The organism is Domibacillus indicus, assembly GCF_023715895.1.
Taxonomy (GTDB): Bacteria; Bacillota; Bacilli; order Bacillales; family Domibacillaceae; genus Domibacillus; species Domibacillus indicus_A.
Window position 1 is genome coordinate 1 of the sequence record NZ_JAMBOO010000018.1, and the last position, 16,333, is coordinate 16,333.

Genomic DNA, 16,333 nt, shown 5'->3' on the forward strand with positions numbered 1-16,333 from the left:
AACTTCATAGTCAGGTGGCAATAGCGAAGAGGTCACACCCGTTCCCATCCCGAACACGGCCGTTAAGCTCTTCAGCGCCGATGGTAGTTGGGGGTTTCCCCCTGTGAGAGCAGGACGCCGCCTGGCAGCATAATGATCTGTATTGAAAACACGCTCATTCAAATGTAAAATTTGAATGAGCGTGTTTTTTTATTTTTTTTGTAAGATAATGGGTGTGTTTTCAAAGGGATAAACGTTTTAACCTAATAAGGGCAGGGTAGAGTAAATTTGAATACATGTGAAAGTGACACTGCCTTCTTCCTAGATTCCACTCATTTAAAGGAATCATTTCGTTTATCTTTTATTATGTCTAATCGGGGTGTAAAAAGCATAAAAGGTGGAGGTGGATGAAGCATAGGAGTAATCCTCTTTTTTATTTTCCTTTTGATTTCTTTTCAAAAAGAATGTTCAAAGCATTTTTAGCTAATAATATAAGGAGTTGATACCTATACCTTCACATCGGATAAGGTCACCTAAATCATGAAGCGGGCGAGTGGACTATCCACCTGCTTGAAAAGAATGATGAATTAAGACGTAAAGAGACGGAGGATGACAGGATGAAACCAGTAAAAATTTCATATATTATTCCAGCTTACAATGAAGCTGAAAATATCCCTAAAGTACTTCAGGCCATCAATCAAGAAATGAATGGTCAATTCTACGCATATGAAGTTATTTTTGTTGATGACGGAAGTGCTGATGATACACTGGATGTTATAAAACAGCTGGCATTTCATTGTAAAGAAGTTCAATATATCTCCTTTACCCGCAATTTTGGAAAAGAGTCTGCTATGCTGGCAGGTCTTCAGCATGCCCAGGGTGATGCGGTTATTTTGATGGATGCCGATTTGCAGCACCCGCCTTCTCTTATTTCCCAGCTGTTAAAAGGATATGAAGAAGGGTATGACCAAGTTATTGCCAAGCGAAATCGAACTGGTGATTCTCCTGTTCGCTCTATTATTTCCTCTTTCTTTTATCGACTTGTTAACCATACAGTCGACGTAAAACTGACAGATGGAGAAGGCGATTTCCGTCTTTTAAGCCGCAGAGCAGTGAATGCCTTGTTAACGCTAAGTGAAGGAAATCGATTTTCTAAGGGATTGTATTCATGGATCGGATATGGACAGAAAACCATATCTTATGAAAATGTAGCCAGAGAATGTGGCGAAACAAAATGGTCTTTCCCAAAACTTCTGAATTACGCCATTGATGGGATTGTTTCGTTCAACCATAAGCCTCTTCGTGCCTGCTTTTACACAGGAGCGCTTGTGTTATTTATGTCGCTTGTTTATATAGCCATCACTTTTGTTCAGATCATGCGGACAGGGGTGGTCGTTCCTGGATACTTTACTCTTATCTCTGCTGTTCTTTTTTTAGGCGGGGTTCAGCTTGTTTGTATGGGTATTATCGGAGAATACATTGGAAGAATTTATAACGAAACGAAAAAGCGGCCTCATTATTTAATTCAGCATACGAGTATTGGGGCACCAAAAGAAAAGAGAGAAAAACATGCCATTTATTCCTAATGAATTTTTGAAATTTATTATTGTTGGTGTCATTAACACCGGTCATTATTATGCGGTGTACATACTCATGCTGCATGGATTGGGATTACATTTTTTTGCCGCGCATATGATCGGTTTTCTCAGCAGTTTAATCGGCTCTTTTTTCTTAAACACGCTATATACGTATAAAGTAAAGCCGACTTGGTCCGCGTTTATCCGGTTTCCATTAACGCAGCTGTTTAATACAGGGATGACAGCTGTGTTATTATATCTGTTTGTTGAACAGTTTGGTATGAACAGTAGTATCGCGCCGCTTGTGGCCGTTTTCTTTACGCTGCCCGCTACGTTTATTCTGACAGGGAGAATTTTAAAAAAGCCATGCAAAAAAGAGAAAACACATCTACATTCTTACATAAAATAAGCCCTTCAGGAAAAAAGGCTTCTTTTTTCTTTTTATTTTTATCGAGCTTAATTATGGCTCTTTTGAGTCATTTGTTTTTTATTGTGCAATGGTTTGATGGGCAGTACATGACAGGTATGAATGATGGCTTGTCACAAATGCAGCCTTTTAAGGAACTGCTTTACAATGAATTTAAAAAAGGCGAATTTTTTTATTCTCCCGATTTTGGGCTGGGCGGGAGTATATATACACAGCTTAGTTATTATTTTTTTAATTCGATCGTTTTTCTTCTTACAGCAGGTGTAACATTTGTTCTGGAGAGTATAGGACTCATTGGAAAGCCGGATCTTTTTTATTGGGCGGATGCCATTTTAGTTGTCAGCGTCCTTAGGCTGACCGTCATTTTGATGATAACGACGCTTTACTTTCGGTACATGACTCTCTCAGCACTACCTGCTTTTGTTGGTGCGGTTGTTTATGGTACAAGCATTATTTACTTTCGGTATGTGACCTACTGGGAATTTTTTTCGGATTCGATGATTTGGCTTCCACTGCTTTTAATCGGTGTTGAAAAAGTAATACGGGAAGAAAAGCCATGGTTTTTTCTTGCGGCTGTTTCGATCAGCTTATTTGATAGCTTTTACTTTTCTTATGTTAACTTTTTGCTTGCAGGCATTTATATTTTATTCCGGTGGATTTTCAAGCTCTCAGAAGGAGAAACACCTGTAAAAAAACAAATTAAGCTGTTTTTGCTGACCGGTATTGCGGGGTTTGGCATTAGTGCTTTTTCTTTTATTCCTGCTGTATATGGATTCTTAAATAATTACCGGCCGCCTTACACGGAGCAAATTCCTCTTATTGGTTTTACTGATAACTTTTTAATCAACGGCCTAATCGTATATATACCCGCTTTTGTCGTATTGAGTCTCATGCTTGTTTCTTTATACCAAAATCCGTTGTTCCGTTTTTTTGCTTTTATGACGATTCTTTTAGTCCTTTTACATATGAGCCCGTTTGCGGCCAGTGTTTTTAATGGTTTTTCAGCCCCGCAGTATCGATGGGAGCATCTTTTGTCTCTTACGGTGGGCGGTACAGCTGCGGCTGCACTCTCTATTCCGATTCAAATTAAACGAAAAAAGCTTATGATTGCTTTTGCCTGCGCAGCTGTGTTGTATATTCTTTTTTATGTGCTGGACCCTGTCATAACGTTCCAGCGTGCAAAAGATGCCTGGATGGGTGTTTCCGCATTTATAGTCGTGGCTGCCTTCTTTGTTCTTGTTATCCGGAAAAGCCGGCATATAAAATTAATAATGGCGCTGCTCATTCTTTTAACAAGTATAGGGGTGGCGAACGCTTATCAGGAAAACCGCCTGTCGGTTTCAGGAACATCTTTTAACGTGTCCAAAGAGTATATGAATAGTGATCAATACCGAGGTGCTGACCAGCAAAAGGTGATTGCCTTGATTCAGGAGCAGGAAACCGACCCGCTTGCCCGGATTGATTGGACACTTCAGCGTCGGAACAATACACCAATCATTCATGGCTTCAAAGGAATGAGTGCTTACTCAAGCATTTTAAATGAGCATCTTTTATTCTTTTACTTAAAAGATCTCTATATAGATATGGGCTGGGAAAGTGTCAGCCGGTATGGAACACTTGGAGATCGTGCTAATTTAGAAAGTCTGTTAATGGGCAAATATTATATCAAGAAGAAAGAAAAAGAAGCTGTTCCGTATGGATTTAAGGAAGCTGCCTCTGCCGGCGAATACGTTGCATATCAAAATGAAAATCTCCTTCCGTTTGTCCGTACGACAAGTACCGTATTTTCAGAACGGGAATTAAAGAATGCTTCACCCGTGGCAAAAGAACATGCTATGCTCTCGGGAATTGTCCTCGATCGTAAAGAGCCGGGAGCTCCTATACCGGAGAGTGCATCCATTATGAAACGTACATCGGTCGAACCTGTTCATGCCACTTATGAGAAGGATATACTCAAGGTACCCGAAAAAGGCGGGATTGATGTAGTGGTCAATCAGCCCAATCCGTCTGTTAAAGATTACTACCTTACCTTTACTTTAAGAGGAATCGATAATAAAGATTCGTATGTACTTCAAGTCAATGAGTATAAAACAACCCGAAAAGCGGCCCGTTCTATCTATAAGACGAATGTGGATCAGCTGGTGATAAGAGTAAAAGCGAACAGCCGCATTTCCCTTCGTGTGCCAAAAGGAACCTATGAACTAAAGGATGTGCAACTGTACGAAGAAACATATGAAGTTCTGCAGGAAGCAAAAGCTGAAAGCCGTCAATCATCCGTCGAAGGGCTTCGCTGGGAAGGAAACCGCATTTCTTTTACGTACAACAATACGAATCATAGTCAATACGCAGCCATACCGCTTCCTTACGAAAAAGGCTGGCGTTTAACGGTAAATGGTGAGAAGCAGGAAATCAAAAAAGCAAATTACGCATTTACAGGCATTGAACTAAAAGAGGGACAAAACAATGTCGAGCTCGTGTATTATCCGCCTTTCTTTTTCCCGCTTCTCGCTTTATCGGCTTGTACTCTTTTTCTTGTTCTTCTCTTGTTTTACCGAACAAAACGATCCGCTTCTTAAAAAAGCGGATCGTTTTTTTGTATAAAAAAAGTATGGAATGGCAATGAAAAAGGGAGAGGGTTCCTGAAGGGAAGGAGGAGCGGCATGAAAATGTTAAGCTTGGTATTGGCGATAGGCTTTGCTGTTCTTCACTTTTCAGCCAAGTATATGGTTTTTTTAAAACGTTTTCCAAGAAGCCGGTTTTTATCTTTTGCTGGCGGTATCGCCGTGTCATATGTATTTGTGCATCTTCTCCCGGATTTACATACGCATCAGCAGGTGCTGGAAAAAGCTCAGAATGGTCTGCTTCGTTTCATTGAGAATCATGCTTATTTGATGGCGCTTATGGGCCTGGCTCTTTTTTATGGCCTTGAAGAAGTAGTATCGCAGTCCACAAAGAAAAAGGAAACAAAGGCAAACTCAGGTATCTTCTGGCTTCATGTGGGCGTTTTCTTCTTTTACAACATGCTGATTGGTTATTTGCTTATTCAAGAAACATTTGATCAAGTACTTGGAATGCTTTTTTATTTTCTTGCCCTGTCCGTTCATTTTATAACGATCGACCAAAGTATGCGTGAAGCGCACCAGCATGTATATGACCAATATGGCCGCTGGATTTTAATTTTTGCCGTATTAGTCGGCTGGGCCCTGGGTGCTTTAACGGAATTAAAAGAAGCGGCAGTGGCCACAATGTTGGCTTTTTTGTCGGGTGCGCTTATTTTAAATGTCTTAAAAGAAGAACTGCCAAAAGAAAGTGAAAGCAGCTTCGGCGCATTTGCTGCCGGATTGATTATTTATTCTGCGCTGCTGCTGGCCGTTTAAACAAGCCTTGCTTTGCTTTTGTTTTGCGCTGTTCCAATCTGTGGCTAATTGTTTAAAAAAAGAAAGAGGGGGAAGGATAAACAAAAAAGAAAAGTGGGGTAAATATGCCGAGTATTGTTTCTGCCAGTACGTACCACCCTCCGCATATTGTTGAGCAGGGTCAAACTGCTGCTTTTGCCCGTGAATTATTCAAGGATGACTTCCGGGATATTGAGCGGCTTTTAACCGTTTTTCAAAATGGGCAAATTCAAAAGCGGCATTTTGCTATGCCGTTATCTTGGTTTGAGCGTGATCACAGTTTACAGGAACGAAATGATCTATATATTGAAAAAGCCGTTGAATATGGAACCGAAGCTGTTAAACAGTGTCTGGATGACGAACGCTTTTTACAGCAATCGCTGACAGCAGGCGATATTGATGCCATTTTTTTTATTTCCAGCTCAGGCATGGCAACGCCAAGCATTGAAGCGAGAATTATGAACTGTCTGCCGTTTTCTGATGAAACAAAGCGGATTCCGATCTGGGGGCTTGGCTGTGCGGGCGGAGCGGCTGGGATCAGCCGGGCTTATGAATATTGCCTCGCCTTCCCACAGGCAAAGGTGCTCGTGTTAGCGATTGAATTATGCAGCTTAACGTTCCAGCGAAACGACCGGTCAAAAAGCAATTTGGTTGGAACGTCGCTGTTTGCGGACGGGACGGCTTGTGTGCTTATGACGGGAGACGAAGCTGGGATAGAAACAAAACGGCCTGTACCGTCTGTTTTAAAAACCGCATCTAAATTAATGCCTAATTCTGAAGATGTAATGGGCTGGGAGGTTAAAAACAGCGGTCTTCATGTCGTGTTTTCACGGGATATTCCTGTAATTGTCCGAGACTGGCTGGGAGGATTTGTAGATACTTTTTTAAAAAAGGAAGGGTTATCTATGAAGGAAATCACCCACTTTGTTGCACATCCAGGCGGAAAAAAAGTGCTGGATGCATACGAAGAAACACTGAAGCTTTCAGCAGAAAAAACACTTCATGCCCGGAACGTTCTTTCATCGTTTGGCAATATGTCATCTCCGACTGTTTTGTATGTGCTAGAACAATTTATGCTTGGCAATGTGGAGCAGGGAGACTACGGATTGATGACTGCTTTAGGACCTGGCTTTTCCGGAGAATTGGTGCTGCTGAAGTGGGGAGAAACAGTATGAGCGGCATTTTTTGGCTGTTTATTCTTTTTCTTTGTGTACAGCGAATTTCTGAGCTTTTTATCGCCAAACGAAATGAAAAGTGGATGCTCAGTCAGGGAGCCTATGAAGCGGGGACACGTCATTATCCATTTATTGTGGCACTTCACACGCTTTTTTTCATCAGCTTAATTGCTGAAGTGACCATGATGGAAAAAACGCTCAGCTCAAACTGGCCGGTGTGGCTGACATTGTTTTTGGTTACGCAGCTTGGGCGGGTATGGACACTTCGCTCACTCGGCCCTTTTTGGAATACAAAAATTATCGTGCTTCCCGGTGCAAAAGTTGTTAAAAAAGGCCCTTATCGCTGGGTTCGCCATCCAAACTATATCATTGTTACACTTGAATTTATTGTGATACCGCTGCTGTTTCAAGCCTACTACACAGCAATCATTTTCACGCTCTTAAATGCATGGATGCTGTCCGTCCGCATCGCTGCAGAAGAGCAGGCTCTTACAGATGCTACCGATTTCGGGAAAAGCTAAAGAATAAACAGACGGCAAAGCAGCTGGCTCTGTCGTCTGTTTACCGAATAACAGCGAGCCTTTCATAAACTTGTGACAGTGTAGTGATACCCATTTCTTGAAGTTTTTCAACGTACACCGCCCAAAGCGCCGCAGTAAGACGCGCATCACCAAGAGCATGGTGCCGGCCGGTTATAGGAATTTGATTGTGTTCACAGCAGTCCTCCAGGCGTACATAAGGATTGTCCGGTTCTGCAATCCGGTACATAAAGGATGTATCGATCAGCCGGTGGGAAAATGGCGTCCGAAAATATTTACGGCTCGCATACGTCATAAAAGCTTTTTCGTGGCTGGCGTGATGGGCAACGAGAGGAGAAGCCCCGGCAAATTTAAAAAATTGTGCCAGCACTTCAGCCGGCTCAGGAGCCTCTATTAATTCTAATTCCTCAAGTCCTGTTAATTCCTTTACAAGAGGCGGGAGTGGTTCAGTAAAACGGACCAATGAATAAAATTCATCTTCAACGTGTCTTCCGCATACTTTTACAGCGCCAATTGATAAAATTTGATCCCCTTTGTCTGGATGAAATCCGGTTGTCTCCAAGTCAAATACAACTACCTGCAATTTGTCGAGCGGGACCGAGGTTGCCTCCTTTGTTTTTAAATCTCGCTGCAGACTCCGCATAAAAGCGATATCATGACGGCCGCCCTGAAGGCCTGTAAAGCGGTTTCCACTTAAGTTTTTCATAAAATCATTAAAGCCCATTCTGCATCACCCTTTTGCTATGAATCGCTGTACATAATGATGAAGGGACTCTGCGGTTTTTAAAATATGGCGCAGTTCCCGCTTGCGGACCGGTCCGAGTGAATCAATGTTTATATAGTGAGAGCTGTCATAGTCGGGCGCGTTTCTCAAGACGCGCAGCCTGAATTCGAGCAGCAGCCGAAATGCTTCCTCATATTCCTGCATGCGGCCGTTATGAGCAGAAACAGCTGTTAAAGCCTTCATGCGCAATAAAGTAGAAGAAGCATCAATTCCTTCTTTAACGGCAAGCACGCGAATGGCATTTACGTAAGGAAGAAAAGCGGATTGTTTTAAATTAAGTGACCCGGCATGCTGGCCGTTTTGTTCCGTGAAAATTTGTCCGAAAAGGCCAATTGATTTTTTCATAAATTGAATGTTTTCAAAAAAGCGCTTCAGCTTGTGCGGGTTTTTTTTCATGTTTGCAGCCACTTGTTGTTTCAAAGCGGAAACGGGTTCTTTGTCACCGTGAATCACACGGGCATCATAGATCATATGAAGAGAACGCATCGTATCCAGTGTTTCAGATTCAATCCATAAAGCGATTTGCTGCTTCCAATCCTCTGCTGATCGGCACCAGACTGGATTAGAACTCATGACTTTTCCTTCACAGTAAGGGTACCCAGCTGCATGTAATCCATCTGAAAAAGTTCGACCTAAATCTAAAAAATAAGCAGCAGCTTCATCGGTATGGGCCTCGAAGACGATACCATGATCTTGGTCGCTGATGGTGCCTTGTTCAGAACGGCCGGCGCTGCCAAGCAAAAAAAGGGAATAAGAACAGGGGGGAGAGCCATACTCGTGCTCGTGAATTTGCAGAGCGATCGTAAGAACCCGCTTCATAATTTCATCGTGGAAGGCATTCAAGCGCTGTGTGGAATGAAGGTGCCGATCTATTTTCGCTTCTTTTTCCTGGCGAATGTTTGCGTACGTTTGCTCCCGCGTTGTCATGATTTTTCACATCCTTTTAAACAATAATACGCAAAGCGCTGCCGCTTTGCGTATTATTTATCTTATTTATCGCCTGCAGCTTTAGATTTTGTGTCAGCGAATACTTCTGGATAGCCGTATGTGCCGTGTTCACTGATATCAAGCCCCATAATTTCTTCTTCTTCTGAAACGCGGAGCCCGCCAAGAAGCTTCTTGATGACGAAAAGAATGACGAACGAAGCAACAAACGCAAATGCGCCGGAGACAAATACACCCATCGCCTGCACCCCAAGCTGTTCGAAACCGCCGCCGTAGAAAAGACCCGGACGGCCAACGGTAGCAAGATCAGGTGTAGCGAAGAAACCAGTTGATAGTGTTCCCCAGATACCAGGAATACCGTGAACAGAAAGAGCAAAGATCGGATCATCAATCCCCATTTTTTCCATCCATTTTGCCCCGTAGAATACGAGAACGCCGGCAATTAAGCCGATTACAACGGATGCCCATGTGTCAACGAAAGCACAAGATGCGGTGATGGCTACAAGACCAGCCAGAGCGCCGTTTAAAATAGTCGGAATATCCGATTTTCCAAGGGTTACCCAAGAGATAATCAATGCGGCAACAGCACCTGCACCAGCTGCAAGCTGTGTATTAAGGGCTACAAATCCGAAGAACCCAGCATCAACAGATACTGTACTTCCGGCGTTAAAGCCAAACCATCCTACCCATAAAATCAATACGCCGAGTGATGTGAACACTTGGTTATGCCCATGAATGGCATTAGCAGAACCATCTTTATTAAAGCGGCCGATACGAGGTTTAAGAAGGATCGTAGCTGCCAGAGCTGCCATAGCGCCTGTTAAATGAACAACGGTTGAGCCGGCAAAATCCTGCTTGCCATGCTCCGCAAGCCAGCCGCCGCCCCAAATCCAATGTGCGACAACCGGATAAACAATTGCTGAGAAAAGAATGGTGAATAAAACGTATACAGATAACTTTGCACGTTCCGCGAAACCGCCCAGAGCGATTGTAATCGCGATCCCTGCGAATGCCAGCTGGAATACAAAGAATACAGTAGATGAAAGCCCTAAATCTAAGTCAGCGCCAGAGTAGAAAAAGTTCGACATTCCTACAAAGAAGTTCGCGTTATCACCGAAAATGAAAGCAAATCCGACAGCCCAGAAAACGAGGGAAGCGAGTCCAAATGTGAAAGCTGTCTTTCCGGCAATATGGCCAGCGTTTTTCATACGAGTTGATCCAGCCTCAAGCATAATGAATCCGGCAATCATGAAAATAACTAAAATAGCACTAACCATGACCCAGAGGCTGTTCATTAAGTACAACATATCTTCCATGTTAAAACCCTCCCGAACGTTATTTTTACTAACTTATGATGTTACTTTTTATAACATGTACCTATATTATGCGGAAAATTAAGATTCGTCAATAGATTTTTTAGGATTTTATTCTCTTGTGTAATAAAACATTACATAAGCAAGGCGAATAATATATAGAAAAACTGGTTTTGATGTACGGATTCATAAGATTTTCAATAGGTAGTAGATATTTGGGCATGATAAAGAAGTTTCTTTCATAGAAATAAAACAAACAGAAAGAGAAATGACAAAAAAAGGATTTAGCAGCTGATGTATGATACACTCATTAAAAAAGGAGGCGTAACGATGGGCTGGTTCGGCGGGAGCTATCAAAATTATGACTTCACGATGTTTTCAGGAAGCCATTTTATTGTTGTGGCAGCCGTTAGTGCAGCACTGGCCGGATTATACGTCTTTCGCCAGCAGCTGGGCAGGTTGGTCGGGAGAAAGATGGAAATAGGTACAGCTTTCTTCTTATTATTAATAGAAGCCGTTTATCATGTCTGGATGATTACCACAAACAGCTGGAAGCTGAGTCACGCTATTCCGCTGGAGCTGTGCAGCATCAGCTTATTTTTGGCGGTTCTGCTCCTTATAACGAAACAAAAAGGTATTTATGACATTTTATTATTTACCGGTTTACTTGGAGCTTCGCAGGCCTTATTAACTCCTTATTTGAATTTTGACTTTCCGCATTTTCGTTTTTTTCATTTTTTCACGGTACATGCTTTTCTACTAATTGTTCCTCTGTACTTTACCTGGGTAAAAGGATACAGGCCGACGCTTTATTCAGTTGGGAAAACATTGCTGTTTTTAAACTTGCTCATACCACCTGTAATGGTGATTAATAAGTGGACGGGCGGAAATTATCTTTATTTAAGCCACAAGCCGTCAAGCGCCAGTTTGCTGGATTTGCTTGGACCTTACCCGTGGTATATTGTATCTCTTGAAGCGCTGGCACTTATGCTCAGTCTGCTGATTTGGGTGATGTTTCGCGAAAAGCCGTCAGGCCATCAAGCGGAAGGGCTGTTTCGGCGTAAAACAGCAAAAAGAGCAGAATCGTCTTGATCTGCTCTTAGAGGAAAGACAAAGTAAGAAAGCGGGCGTTTGCGGGCAGCTCGAGAGCGGAATCATCCTGATCCGCTCTTTTTGCTGTGCGCAGTCTGCTGTTTTAACAGAAAGAAAAAAACACCTGCTAAAATAAAAATGCCGCCTGTTATCTGCCAGCTCGTCAGCCGTTCGTTCAGCAGGAGAACAGCGAGCAGGGTGGCACCGACTGGTTCACCGAGAATGCTCATTGAAATCGTTGTGGCATTCACGTAATTCATAAGCCAGTTGTTAATGACATGGGCAATCGTCGGAACAATCGCAAGAAGAAGAAAAATACCCCATTCGTGTTTGCTGTAGCCGGTCATCTGCGTACTCGCTGCTAAGTTATAAAGAAACAGAAAAAGGGCAGCAAAAGAAAAAACACAAAAGCTGTAAATCCAATGAGACACTTTGCGCACGGTCTGCTGCCCAATGAGCAGATAACCGACAACGGCAATGACGCTTAAAAAAGAAAGCAAGTCCCCTAAAATAGCTTCTCTGCTTAATCCGAAGTCGCCCCAGCCAATCATTACTGCGCCAATAATAGCAATGCCCATCGTAGCAAGAGCTGCGGCATTTGTTCGTTCCCGAAACAGCAAAAAGCCGCCCGCCAGCGAGACGAGTGGCTGCAGAGCTAAAATAATCGTCGAGCTGGCAACAGTGGTCAGCTTTAACGAGCCGAACCACAGCACAAAATGAAAAGCCAGAAACAATCCGGAGAGAATTAAAAGCATCCAGTCTTTTCTTTGGATACGCTCAAATTCGGATCTTTTTCTCCATACAATGGGCAGCAGGAAAAAGCTGGCCAGAATCATGCGGTACATACTTAAAATAGAGGCGGGGGCGTCTGACCATTTAACAAAAATCGCTGAAAAGGAGATAGCGACAATCGCAATAAACAGGGGAAGCCCGATCGATCTGTTTGCCATTACCGCTCAAACAGCTCAATCCACTCGCCGTCCGGCCCGTAGAAAAAGACATATTTTGCTCCGTTCGGAAGTGTTGTAACAGTTTCATCAACAAAAACAACGTTATGTTCCTTTACACGAGCGATTTCTTCTTTGATATTATCGACCGTAAAGGCGATGTGGTGCACCTTTCCTTCTGCCGGCAGATTTGGATTATAGCCTTCGATGATTTCAATTAACGTTTCATCTGACTGCTTAAAGCCGAGAAATGCAATGCGGAGATTTGGATCAGGATGACCCTGCTTCTCAAGAAGCTCAAGCCCGAGAACCTTTGTGTAAAAATCAATTGTTGCTTCTAAATCCTTTACTTGAATACCGACGTGTTCTAATTTTGAAATACCCATATGTATACCTCCTTTTTTCTCCATTATCCCCCTGCCTTGACAAATACGCCAGCAAAAATAAAGATAAAAGAAAAGCAAATAGAGAGAAGGATTTTTTTGATTTATATATGGATTGGAATAGGGGGCGTTATGGGTGCACTGCTGCGATACGGTGTATCGGCCGTAATAGGCCACGGAGCGGCTGGCAGTTTTCCAATTGCGACTCTTTTTGTGAATTGCCTTGGCTGTTTTTTGCTTCCGTTTTTAAACGAAAAAGTAAAAGACCGTATTCCGGTACCGATACAAAAAGCTGTTACAGCCGGGGTTATCGGTTCCTTTACAACGTTTTCTGCTTTTAGCGTAGAAGTCATAACGCTCATCGAAGCAGGAAGGGCAGCTTCAGCTCTTTTATACATAGGTTTAAGCATAGGCGGCGGGCTTCTGTTTGTACGCCTCGGCCGTAAAGGGGCGAAAGCAGTATGATACTGGTCGCGATTGGCGGTTTTTTCGGGGCGATAGCCCGTTTTTGGCTGAGCAGCCGGTTCAACAGCACGGCTTTTCCGTTTGGAACTTTGGGGGTCAATGTACTTGGTGCTCTTTTGCTTGGGCTGCTTATAGGCAGCGGGGCAGGAGGGAGCGCTCGTTTACTGTTTGGCACGGGGTTTCTTGGCGCCTTTACTACCTTTTCAACCTGGCTGTTTGAAGCGGAACAAATGAAAATGAAAAAAGCCTTTCTTTATATCTTCCTTACATGCGCGGCCGGTTTTTTTGGTGCATGGCTTGGCCTATAAGTCGTTTCAAGGGAAATCCATATAAAGGATATGCTATACTTTCAACGTGAATAATTTATTTGATGAAGGGATGCGGAAACATGCAATTTGTAACGTTAAACAACGGACTCAAAATGCCACAGCTTGGCTATGGTGTATGGCAGGTTGAAGACGAACAGGCAACACCGGCCGTTTTAAAAGCGATCGAAACAGGCTACCGCTCTATTGACACAGCTGCTGTCTACGGAAACGAACGCGGTGTTGGCAGAGCAATCAAGGAATGCGGTGTGCCTCGTGAGGAGTTGTTTATCACCACAAAAGTGTGGAACTCGGATCAAGGTTATGATGCTACGCTAAAAGCATTTGATACAAGCCTTGAGAAGCTGGGCCTTGATTACGTGGATTTATATTTAATCCATTGGCCGATGCCGCAGGAAGACACATATGTGGAAACCTACAAAGCGCTTGAAAAGCTGTATGCAGATGGGCGTGTAAAAGCAATCGGTGTCTGTAACTTTGATATCGACCACCTGCAGCGCCTGCTGGATGAGTGCGATGTAAAACCGGTTGTAAACCAGGTGGAATGCCACCCGCACCTCGTTCAAAAAGAACTTAAAGCGTTCTGTAAGAAGCATGACATCTACGTGGAAGCGTGGAGTCCGCTTATGCAGGGCGGTGTTGTGCTTGAAAACAATATTGTAAAAGAAATTGCTGAAAAGCACGGCAAGACTCCGGCACAGGTTATTTTGCGCTGGCATTTGCAGAATGACTCGATCGTCATTCCAAAATCCGTTACACCATCTCGTATCGAAGAAAACTTCAATGTGTTTGACTTTGAACTTACACAGGAAGAAATCGATCAAATTACGGCTCTTGACCGTGGCGAGCGTACAGGCCCGGTGCCAGCAGAGTTTAACCGTAAATAATGAGTATAGGAACATCAAAAAAGACCGGCAGATTCAACTGCCGGTCTTTTTTATGTTTATACACTGTCTCGTTCAATTAAGCGAAAGGACACTTCCTTGTGGGAAATGTTTGAAGAAATGACCTGTTCAAATGCTGTTTCCCCGAGCAGATGCAGCGGCAGTTCAACGGTTGTAATGCCGAGTGCACCGGCAATGGGGTGATTATCAAAGCCGATAAGAGCCGCATCCTCCGGCACAGAAAAGCCAAGCCGCCTGCATTGGAGCAAAAAACCGGCTGCCACGAAATCGTTTGTAATCACCATGGCATCAGGCCGTTCGGAAAGCGCTGCCCATTCGCCGGCGATTCTGATGCCGTCATCAATGGTGAGTGCCTGGTTAAATACCCAGCCGCGCTTTACTTTGCCATATTGTTCTTCATACGCCTGCTTTCTTGCCAGGCTGCTTTTTCCCTCCGGCCGCAAAAGAGTGTAACCAACTTTCTGATGGCCTTTTTTCTTTAAGAAAGACAGAGCGGCCTGGAATGCTTTGTACTGGTCGACAAATACAGAGGAAAGGGACGGGTCAGCCAGTGCTTCGCACAAAACAATTTGTCCGTATTCACTGTAGTCCTTCACAATATCAATAGGACACTCGCGTGAAACGATAATCACTCCGTCAACTTGTTTTCTCTTCAGCATATCCAGCGCCTCTATTTCCTGACTCACCTGATAATTGCTTTGCGTAATCATCAGCTTGTAGCCGCTTTTTTCGGCAGCTGAAGCAATTCCGCTCAAAATCACACCGAAATAAGGATGGCTGACAAATGGCAGAATCACCCCGATGATCTTTGTTTTCCCCAGTGAAAGGTGAACAGCATTAATGTTTTTCACGTAACGAAGCTGTTCGGCTGCTTCAAGGACAGCTCTTCTTTTTTCCTCTTTTACGTAAGGATAGTTATTTAACACTCTTGAAACCGTAGAGGCAGAAACACCAGCCATTCGAGCGATATCATGAATATTGCCCATCTTTATCCCTCTTCCAAAAAAAGTGCTTGTTCTGAAACGCGTTTCATCCTTTACATTGTAAAAAAGAAGGGAAGGTGTGGCAATGATGTGGGGGATTTTATCCATGATCTTTTTGTGTACAGTAGAACTTTTATTAGCGGGTGCGGCAGTAAAGGAACGGGAAAAGCATTCTTATTGGGAATAACACGGTTTTGATTAACGAATGGAAGGGAAGGAAATGACTAATGAAAAGAATCCGGCTTTAAAAGCCGGATTTTTCTTGCTAAATGGAAATACGTTTTATATAATTAGTAATTATACAATTAATAATTAGAAAGAAGGCGGAGCAATGACAAGCTATGACTCCTCCAAATACCGGACACCAGACGGTTATACAGCAGACATTGCGATCTTTACCATTTTATCGAAAAAAAGAGAAGAAAAAGCGCCTCCTGACATGAAGCTTTACATGATGCTTATTCAGCGCGCGGCAACAGACAGTGAAGGAAATCCCAATATCGAAGCTTTGAAGTGGGCAGTTCCTGGCGGGTTTATCCAGCCGGAAGAAACAGGCATTCAAGCCGCGCGGCGGGAGCTGCTAGAAGAAACAGGTGTCAGCGGTCTTCATATGCGTCATTTTGGCGTATACGATACACCAGGACGCGATCCGCGCGGCTGGATCGTTTCAAATGCCTTTTATGCCATTGTACCGGAATCGTCTCTTGTAAACCGGTCAGCGTCAGATGATGCGGCGGACGTACAGCTGTTTCCGATCGAAGAAGTGCTGAATCTAGACCTGGCTTTTGATCACAGGCAGATTGTTCAGGACGCGCTTGCATTGATCCGGTCAGACATGCTGAGAACAACGCTGGCGAAAAACTTTTTGCCGAAGGAATTTACACTTTCTGAATTGCAGCGGGTACTTCTGACTGTAACGGATGATGCGAAAATCGCTTCTGATCCGGTTTTCTTCGCTCGTGCACCGAAGCTTCCATTTTTAGAGCTGGCACTGGATGAAGACGGACAGCCGAAAAAAACAACCCGTCACTCGTACCGGCCGTCCCGATTGTATATTTTTAATGATTTAGATGTAATTGAATCCATTTACGGATAAGA

Annotated in this window: 17 protein-coding genes and 1 rRNA gene; 12 read left to right on the plus strand and 6 right to left on the minus strand. The window is 43.4% G+C overall.

The features are described from left to right. The first annotated feature begins 10 nt into the window (after positions 1–10). The 7 genes from rrf (at position 11) to M3221_RS18665 (ending at position 7,074) form a co-directional block, all read left to right on the plus strand. Positions 11–126 (plus strand): 5S ribosomal RNA (rrf, locus tag M3221_RS18635). A gap of 470 nt (positions 127–596) precedes the next feature. After that, positions 597–1,565: a glycosyltransferase family 2 protein gene (locus M3221_RS18640; protein WP_251273230.1), complete on the plus strand. Its 969-nt coding sequence runs from the start codon at positions 597–599 to the stop codon at positions 1,563–1,565. Continuing rightward, positions 1,549–1,965, plus strand: coding sequence for a GtrA family protein (locus M3221_RS18645; RefSeq protein ID WP_251273231.1), 417 nt, complete (start codon positions 1,549–1,551; stop codon positions 1,963–1,965). Before M3221_RS18640 ends, M3221_RS18645 begins: the two co-directional genes overlap by 17 nt. Before the next feature lie 53 nt (positions 1,966–2,018). Further along, positions 2,019–4,559 (plus strand): YfhO family protein, encoded by a 2,541-nt coding sequence (locus M3221_RS18650; protein ID WP_285881253.1) that lies wholly within the window; start codon positions 2,019–2,021, stop codon positions 4,557–4,559. Positions 4,560–4,643: 84 nt separating this feature from the next. After that, positions 4,644–5,360: a hypothetical protein gene (locus tag M3221_RS18655; RefSeq protein ID WP_251273233.1), complete on the plus strand. Its 717-nt coding sequence runs from the start codon at positions 4,644–4,646 to the stop codon at positions 5,358–5,360. A gap of 104 nt (positions 5,361–5,464) precedes the next feature. Then, positions 5,465–6,553 (plus strand): type III polyketide synthase, encoded by a 1,089-nt coding sequence (locus M3221_RS18660; RefSeq protein WP_251273234.1) that lies wholly within the window; start codon positions 5,465–5,467, stop codon positions 6,551–6,553. After that, complete coding sequence (locus tag M3221_RS18665; protein WP_285881258.1) at positions 6,550–7,074, plus strand: isoprenylcysteine carboxyl methyltransferase family protein; 525 nt, start codon at positions 6,550–6,552, stop codon at positions 7,072–7,074. The genes M3221_RS18660 and M3221_RS18665 overlap by 4 nt, the downstream gene beginning before the upstream one ends. 40 nt (positions 7,075–7,114) lie before the next feature. On the opposite strand, the gene M3221_RS18670 is transcribed toward M3221_RS18665, so the two are convergent. From M3221_RS18670 to M3221_RS18680, 3 genes are all read right to left on the minus strand, one after another. After that, positions 7,115–7,816, minus strand: coding sequence for an exonuclease domain-containing protein (locus M3221_RS18670; RefSeq protein WP_251273235.1), 702 nt, complete (start codon positions 7,814–7,816; stop codon positions 7,115–7,117). Positions 7,817–7,822: 6 nt separating this feature from the next. Then, positions 7,823–8,803, minus strand: a complete 981-nt coding sequence (locus M3221_RS18675; protein ID WP_251273236.1) for a DUF294 nucleotidyltransferase-like domain-containing protein — start codon at positions 8,801–8,803, stop codon at positions 7,823–7,825. A 62-nt stretch (positions 8,804–8,865) separates the two neighbouring features. Continuing rightward, complete coding sequence (locus M3221_RS18680; protein ID WP_251273237.1) at positions 8,866–10,137, minus strand: ammonium transporter; 1,272 nt, start codon at positions 10,135–10,137, stop codon at positions 8,866–8,868. 327 nt (positions 10,138–10,464) lie between these two features. On the opposite strand from M3221_RS18680, the gene M3221_RS18685 reads away from it, so the two are divergent. Continuing rightward, positions 10,465–11,226 carry a YwaF family protein gene (locus M3221_RS18685; RefSeq protein WP_251273238.1) on the plus strand — a complete coding sequence of 254 codons (762 nt, stop codon included), beginning with the start codon at positions 10,465–10,467 and terminating at the stop codon, positions 11,224–11,226. Between the two features lie 62 nt (positions 11,227–11,288). Here the strand turns inward: M3221_RS18685 and M3221_RS18690 are convergent, their stop codons facing one another. Further along, positions 11,289–12,176 (minus strand): DMT family transporter, encoded by an 888-nt coding sequence (locus M3221_RS18690; protein ID WP_251273239.1) that lies wholly within the window; start codon positions 12,174–12,176, stop codon positions 11,289–11,291. Then, positions 12,176–12,559, minus strand: coding sequence for a VOC family protein (locus tag M3221_RS18695; protein ID WP_251273240.1), 384 nt, complete (start codon positions 12,557–12,559; stop codon positions 12,176–12,178). The genes M3221_RS18690 and M3221_RS18695 overlap by 1 nt, the downstream gene beginning before the upstream one ends. 96 nt (positions 12,560–12,655) lie before the next feature. Here M3221_RS18695 and crcB point away from each other — a divergent pair, with 96 nt between their 5' ends. The 3 genes from crcB (at position 12,656) to M3221_RS18710 (ending at position 14,234) form a co-directional block, all read left to right on the plus strand. Then, positions 12,656–13,021 carry a fluoride efflux transporter CrcB gene (crcB, locus tag M3221_RS18700; RefSeq protein ID WP_251273241.1) on the plus strand — a complete coding sequence of 122 codons (366 nt, stop codon included), beginning with the start codon at positions 12,656–12,658 and terminating at the stop codon, positions 13,019–13,021. Then, on the plus strand, positions 13,018–13,329 hold the full coding sequence (locus M3221_RS18705; RefSeq protein WP_251273242.1) for a fluoride efflux transporter FluC: 312 nt from the start codon (positions 13,018–13,020) through the stop codon (positions 13,327–13,329). The genes crcB and M3221_RS18705 overlap by 4 nt, the downstream gene beginning before the upstream one ends. Before the next feature lie 80 nt (positions 13,330–13,409). Further along, positions 13,410–14,234, plus strand: a complete 825-nt coding sequence (locus tag M3221_RS18710) for an aldo/keto reductase (RefSeq protein WP_251273243.1) — start codon at positions 13,410–13,412, stop codon at positions 14,232–14,234. Positions 14,235–14,290: 56 nt separating this feature from the next. On the opposite strand, the gene M3221_RS18715 is transcribed toward M3221_RS18710, so the two are convergent. After that, positions 14,291–15,238, minus strand: coding sequence for a LacI family DNA-binding transcriptional regulator (locus tag M3221_RS18715; protein WP_251273244.1), 948 nt, complete (start codon positions 15,236–15,238; stop codon positions 14,291–14,293). A gap of 328 nt (positions 15,239–15,566) precedes the next feature. On the opposite strand from M3221_RS18715, the gene M3221_RS18720 reads away from it, so the two are divergent. Further along, positions 15,567–16,331: an NUDIX domain-containing protein gene (locus M3221_RS18720; protein ID WP_251273245.1), complete on the plus strand. Its 765-nt coding sequence runs from the start codon at positions 15,567–15,569 to the stop codon at positions 16,329–16,331. Positions 16,332–16,333 lie beyond the last annotated feature (2 nt).

Coding starts and splice junctions, on each gene's coding strand:
- M3221_RS18670 (WP_251273235.1), bottom strand. CDS start 7,816: ATGGGCTTTAATGATTTTATGAAAAACTTAAGTGGAAACCGCTTTACA.
- M3221_RS18695 (WP_251273240.1), bottom strand. CDS start 12,559: ATGGGTATTTCAAAATTAGAACACGTCGGTATTCAAGTAAAGGATTTA.
- M3221_RS18645 (WP_251273231.1), top strand. CDS start 1,549: ATGCCATTTATTCCTAATGAATTTTTGAAATTTATTATTGTTGGTGTC.
- M3221_RS18690 (WP_251273239.1), bottom strand. CDS start 12,176: ATGGCAAACAGATCGATCGGGCTTCCCCTGTTTATTGCGATTGTCGCT.
- M3221_RS18665 (WP_285881258.1), top strand. CDS start 6,550: ATGAGCGGCATTTTTTGGCTGTTTATTCTTTTTCTTTGTGTACAGCGA.
- M3221_RS18675 (WP_251273236.1), bottom strand. CDS start 8,803: ATGACAACGCGGGAGCAAACGTACGCAAACATTCGCCAGGAAAAAGAA.
- M3221_RS18660 (WP_251273234.1), top strand. CDS start 5,465: ATGCCGAGTATTGTTTCTGCCAGTACGTACCACCCTCCGCATATTGTT.
- M3221_RS18720 (WP_251273245.1), top strand. CDS start 15,567: ATGACAAGCTATGACTCCTCCAAATACCGGACACCAGACGGTTATACA.
- M3221_RS18640 (WP_251273230.1), top strand. CDS start 597: ATGAAACCAGTAAAAATTTCATATATTATTCCAGCTTACAATGAAGCT.
- M3221_RS18685 (WP_251273238.1), top strand. CDS start 10,465: ATGGGCTGGTTCGGCGGGAGCTATCAAAATTATGACTTCACGATGTTT.
- M3221_RS18715 (WP_251273244.1), bottom strand. CDS start 15,238: ATGGGCAATATTCATGATATCGCTCGAATGGCTGGTGTTTCTGCCTCT.
- M3221_RS18710 (WP_251273243.1), top strand. CDS start 13,410: ATGCAATTTGTAACGTTAAACAACGGACTCAAAATGCCACAGCTTGGC.
- M3221_RS18705 (WP_251273242.1), top strand. CDS start 13,018: ATGATACTGGTCGCGATTGGCGGTTTTTTCGGGGCGATAGCCCGTTTT.
- M3221_RS18680 (WP_251273237.1), bottom strand. CDS start 10,137: ATGGAAGATATGTTGTACTTAATGAACAGCCTCTGGGTCATGGTTAGT.
- M3221_RS18650 (WP_285881253.1), top strand. CDS start 2,019: ATGGCTCTTTTGAGTCATTTGTTTTTTATTGTGCAATGGTTTGATGGG.
- M3221_RS18655 (WP_251273233.1), top strand. CDS start 4,644: ATGAAAATGTTAAGCTTGGTATTGGCGATAGGCTTTGCTGTTCTTCAC.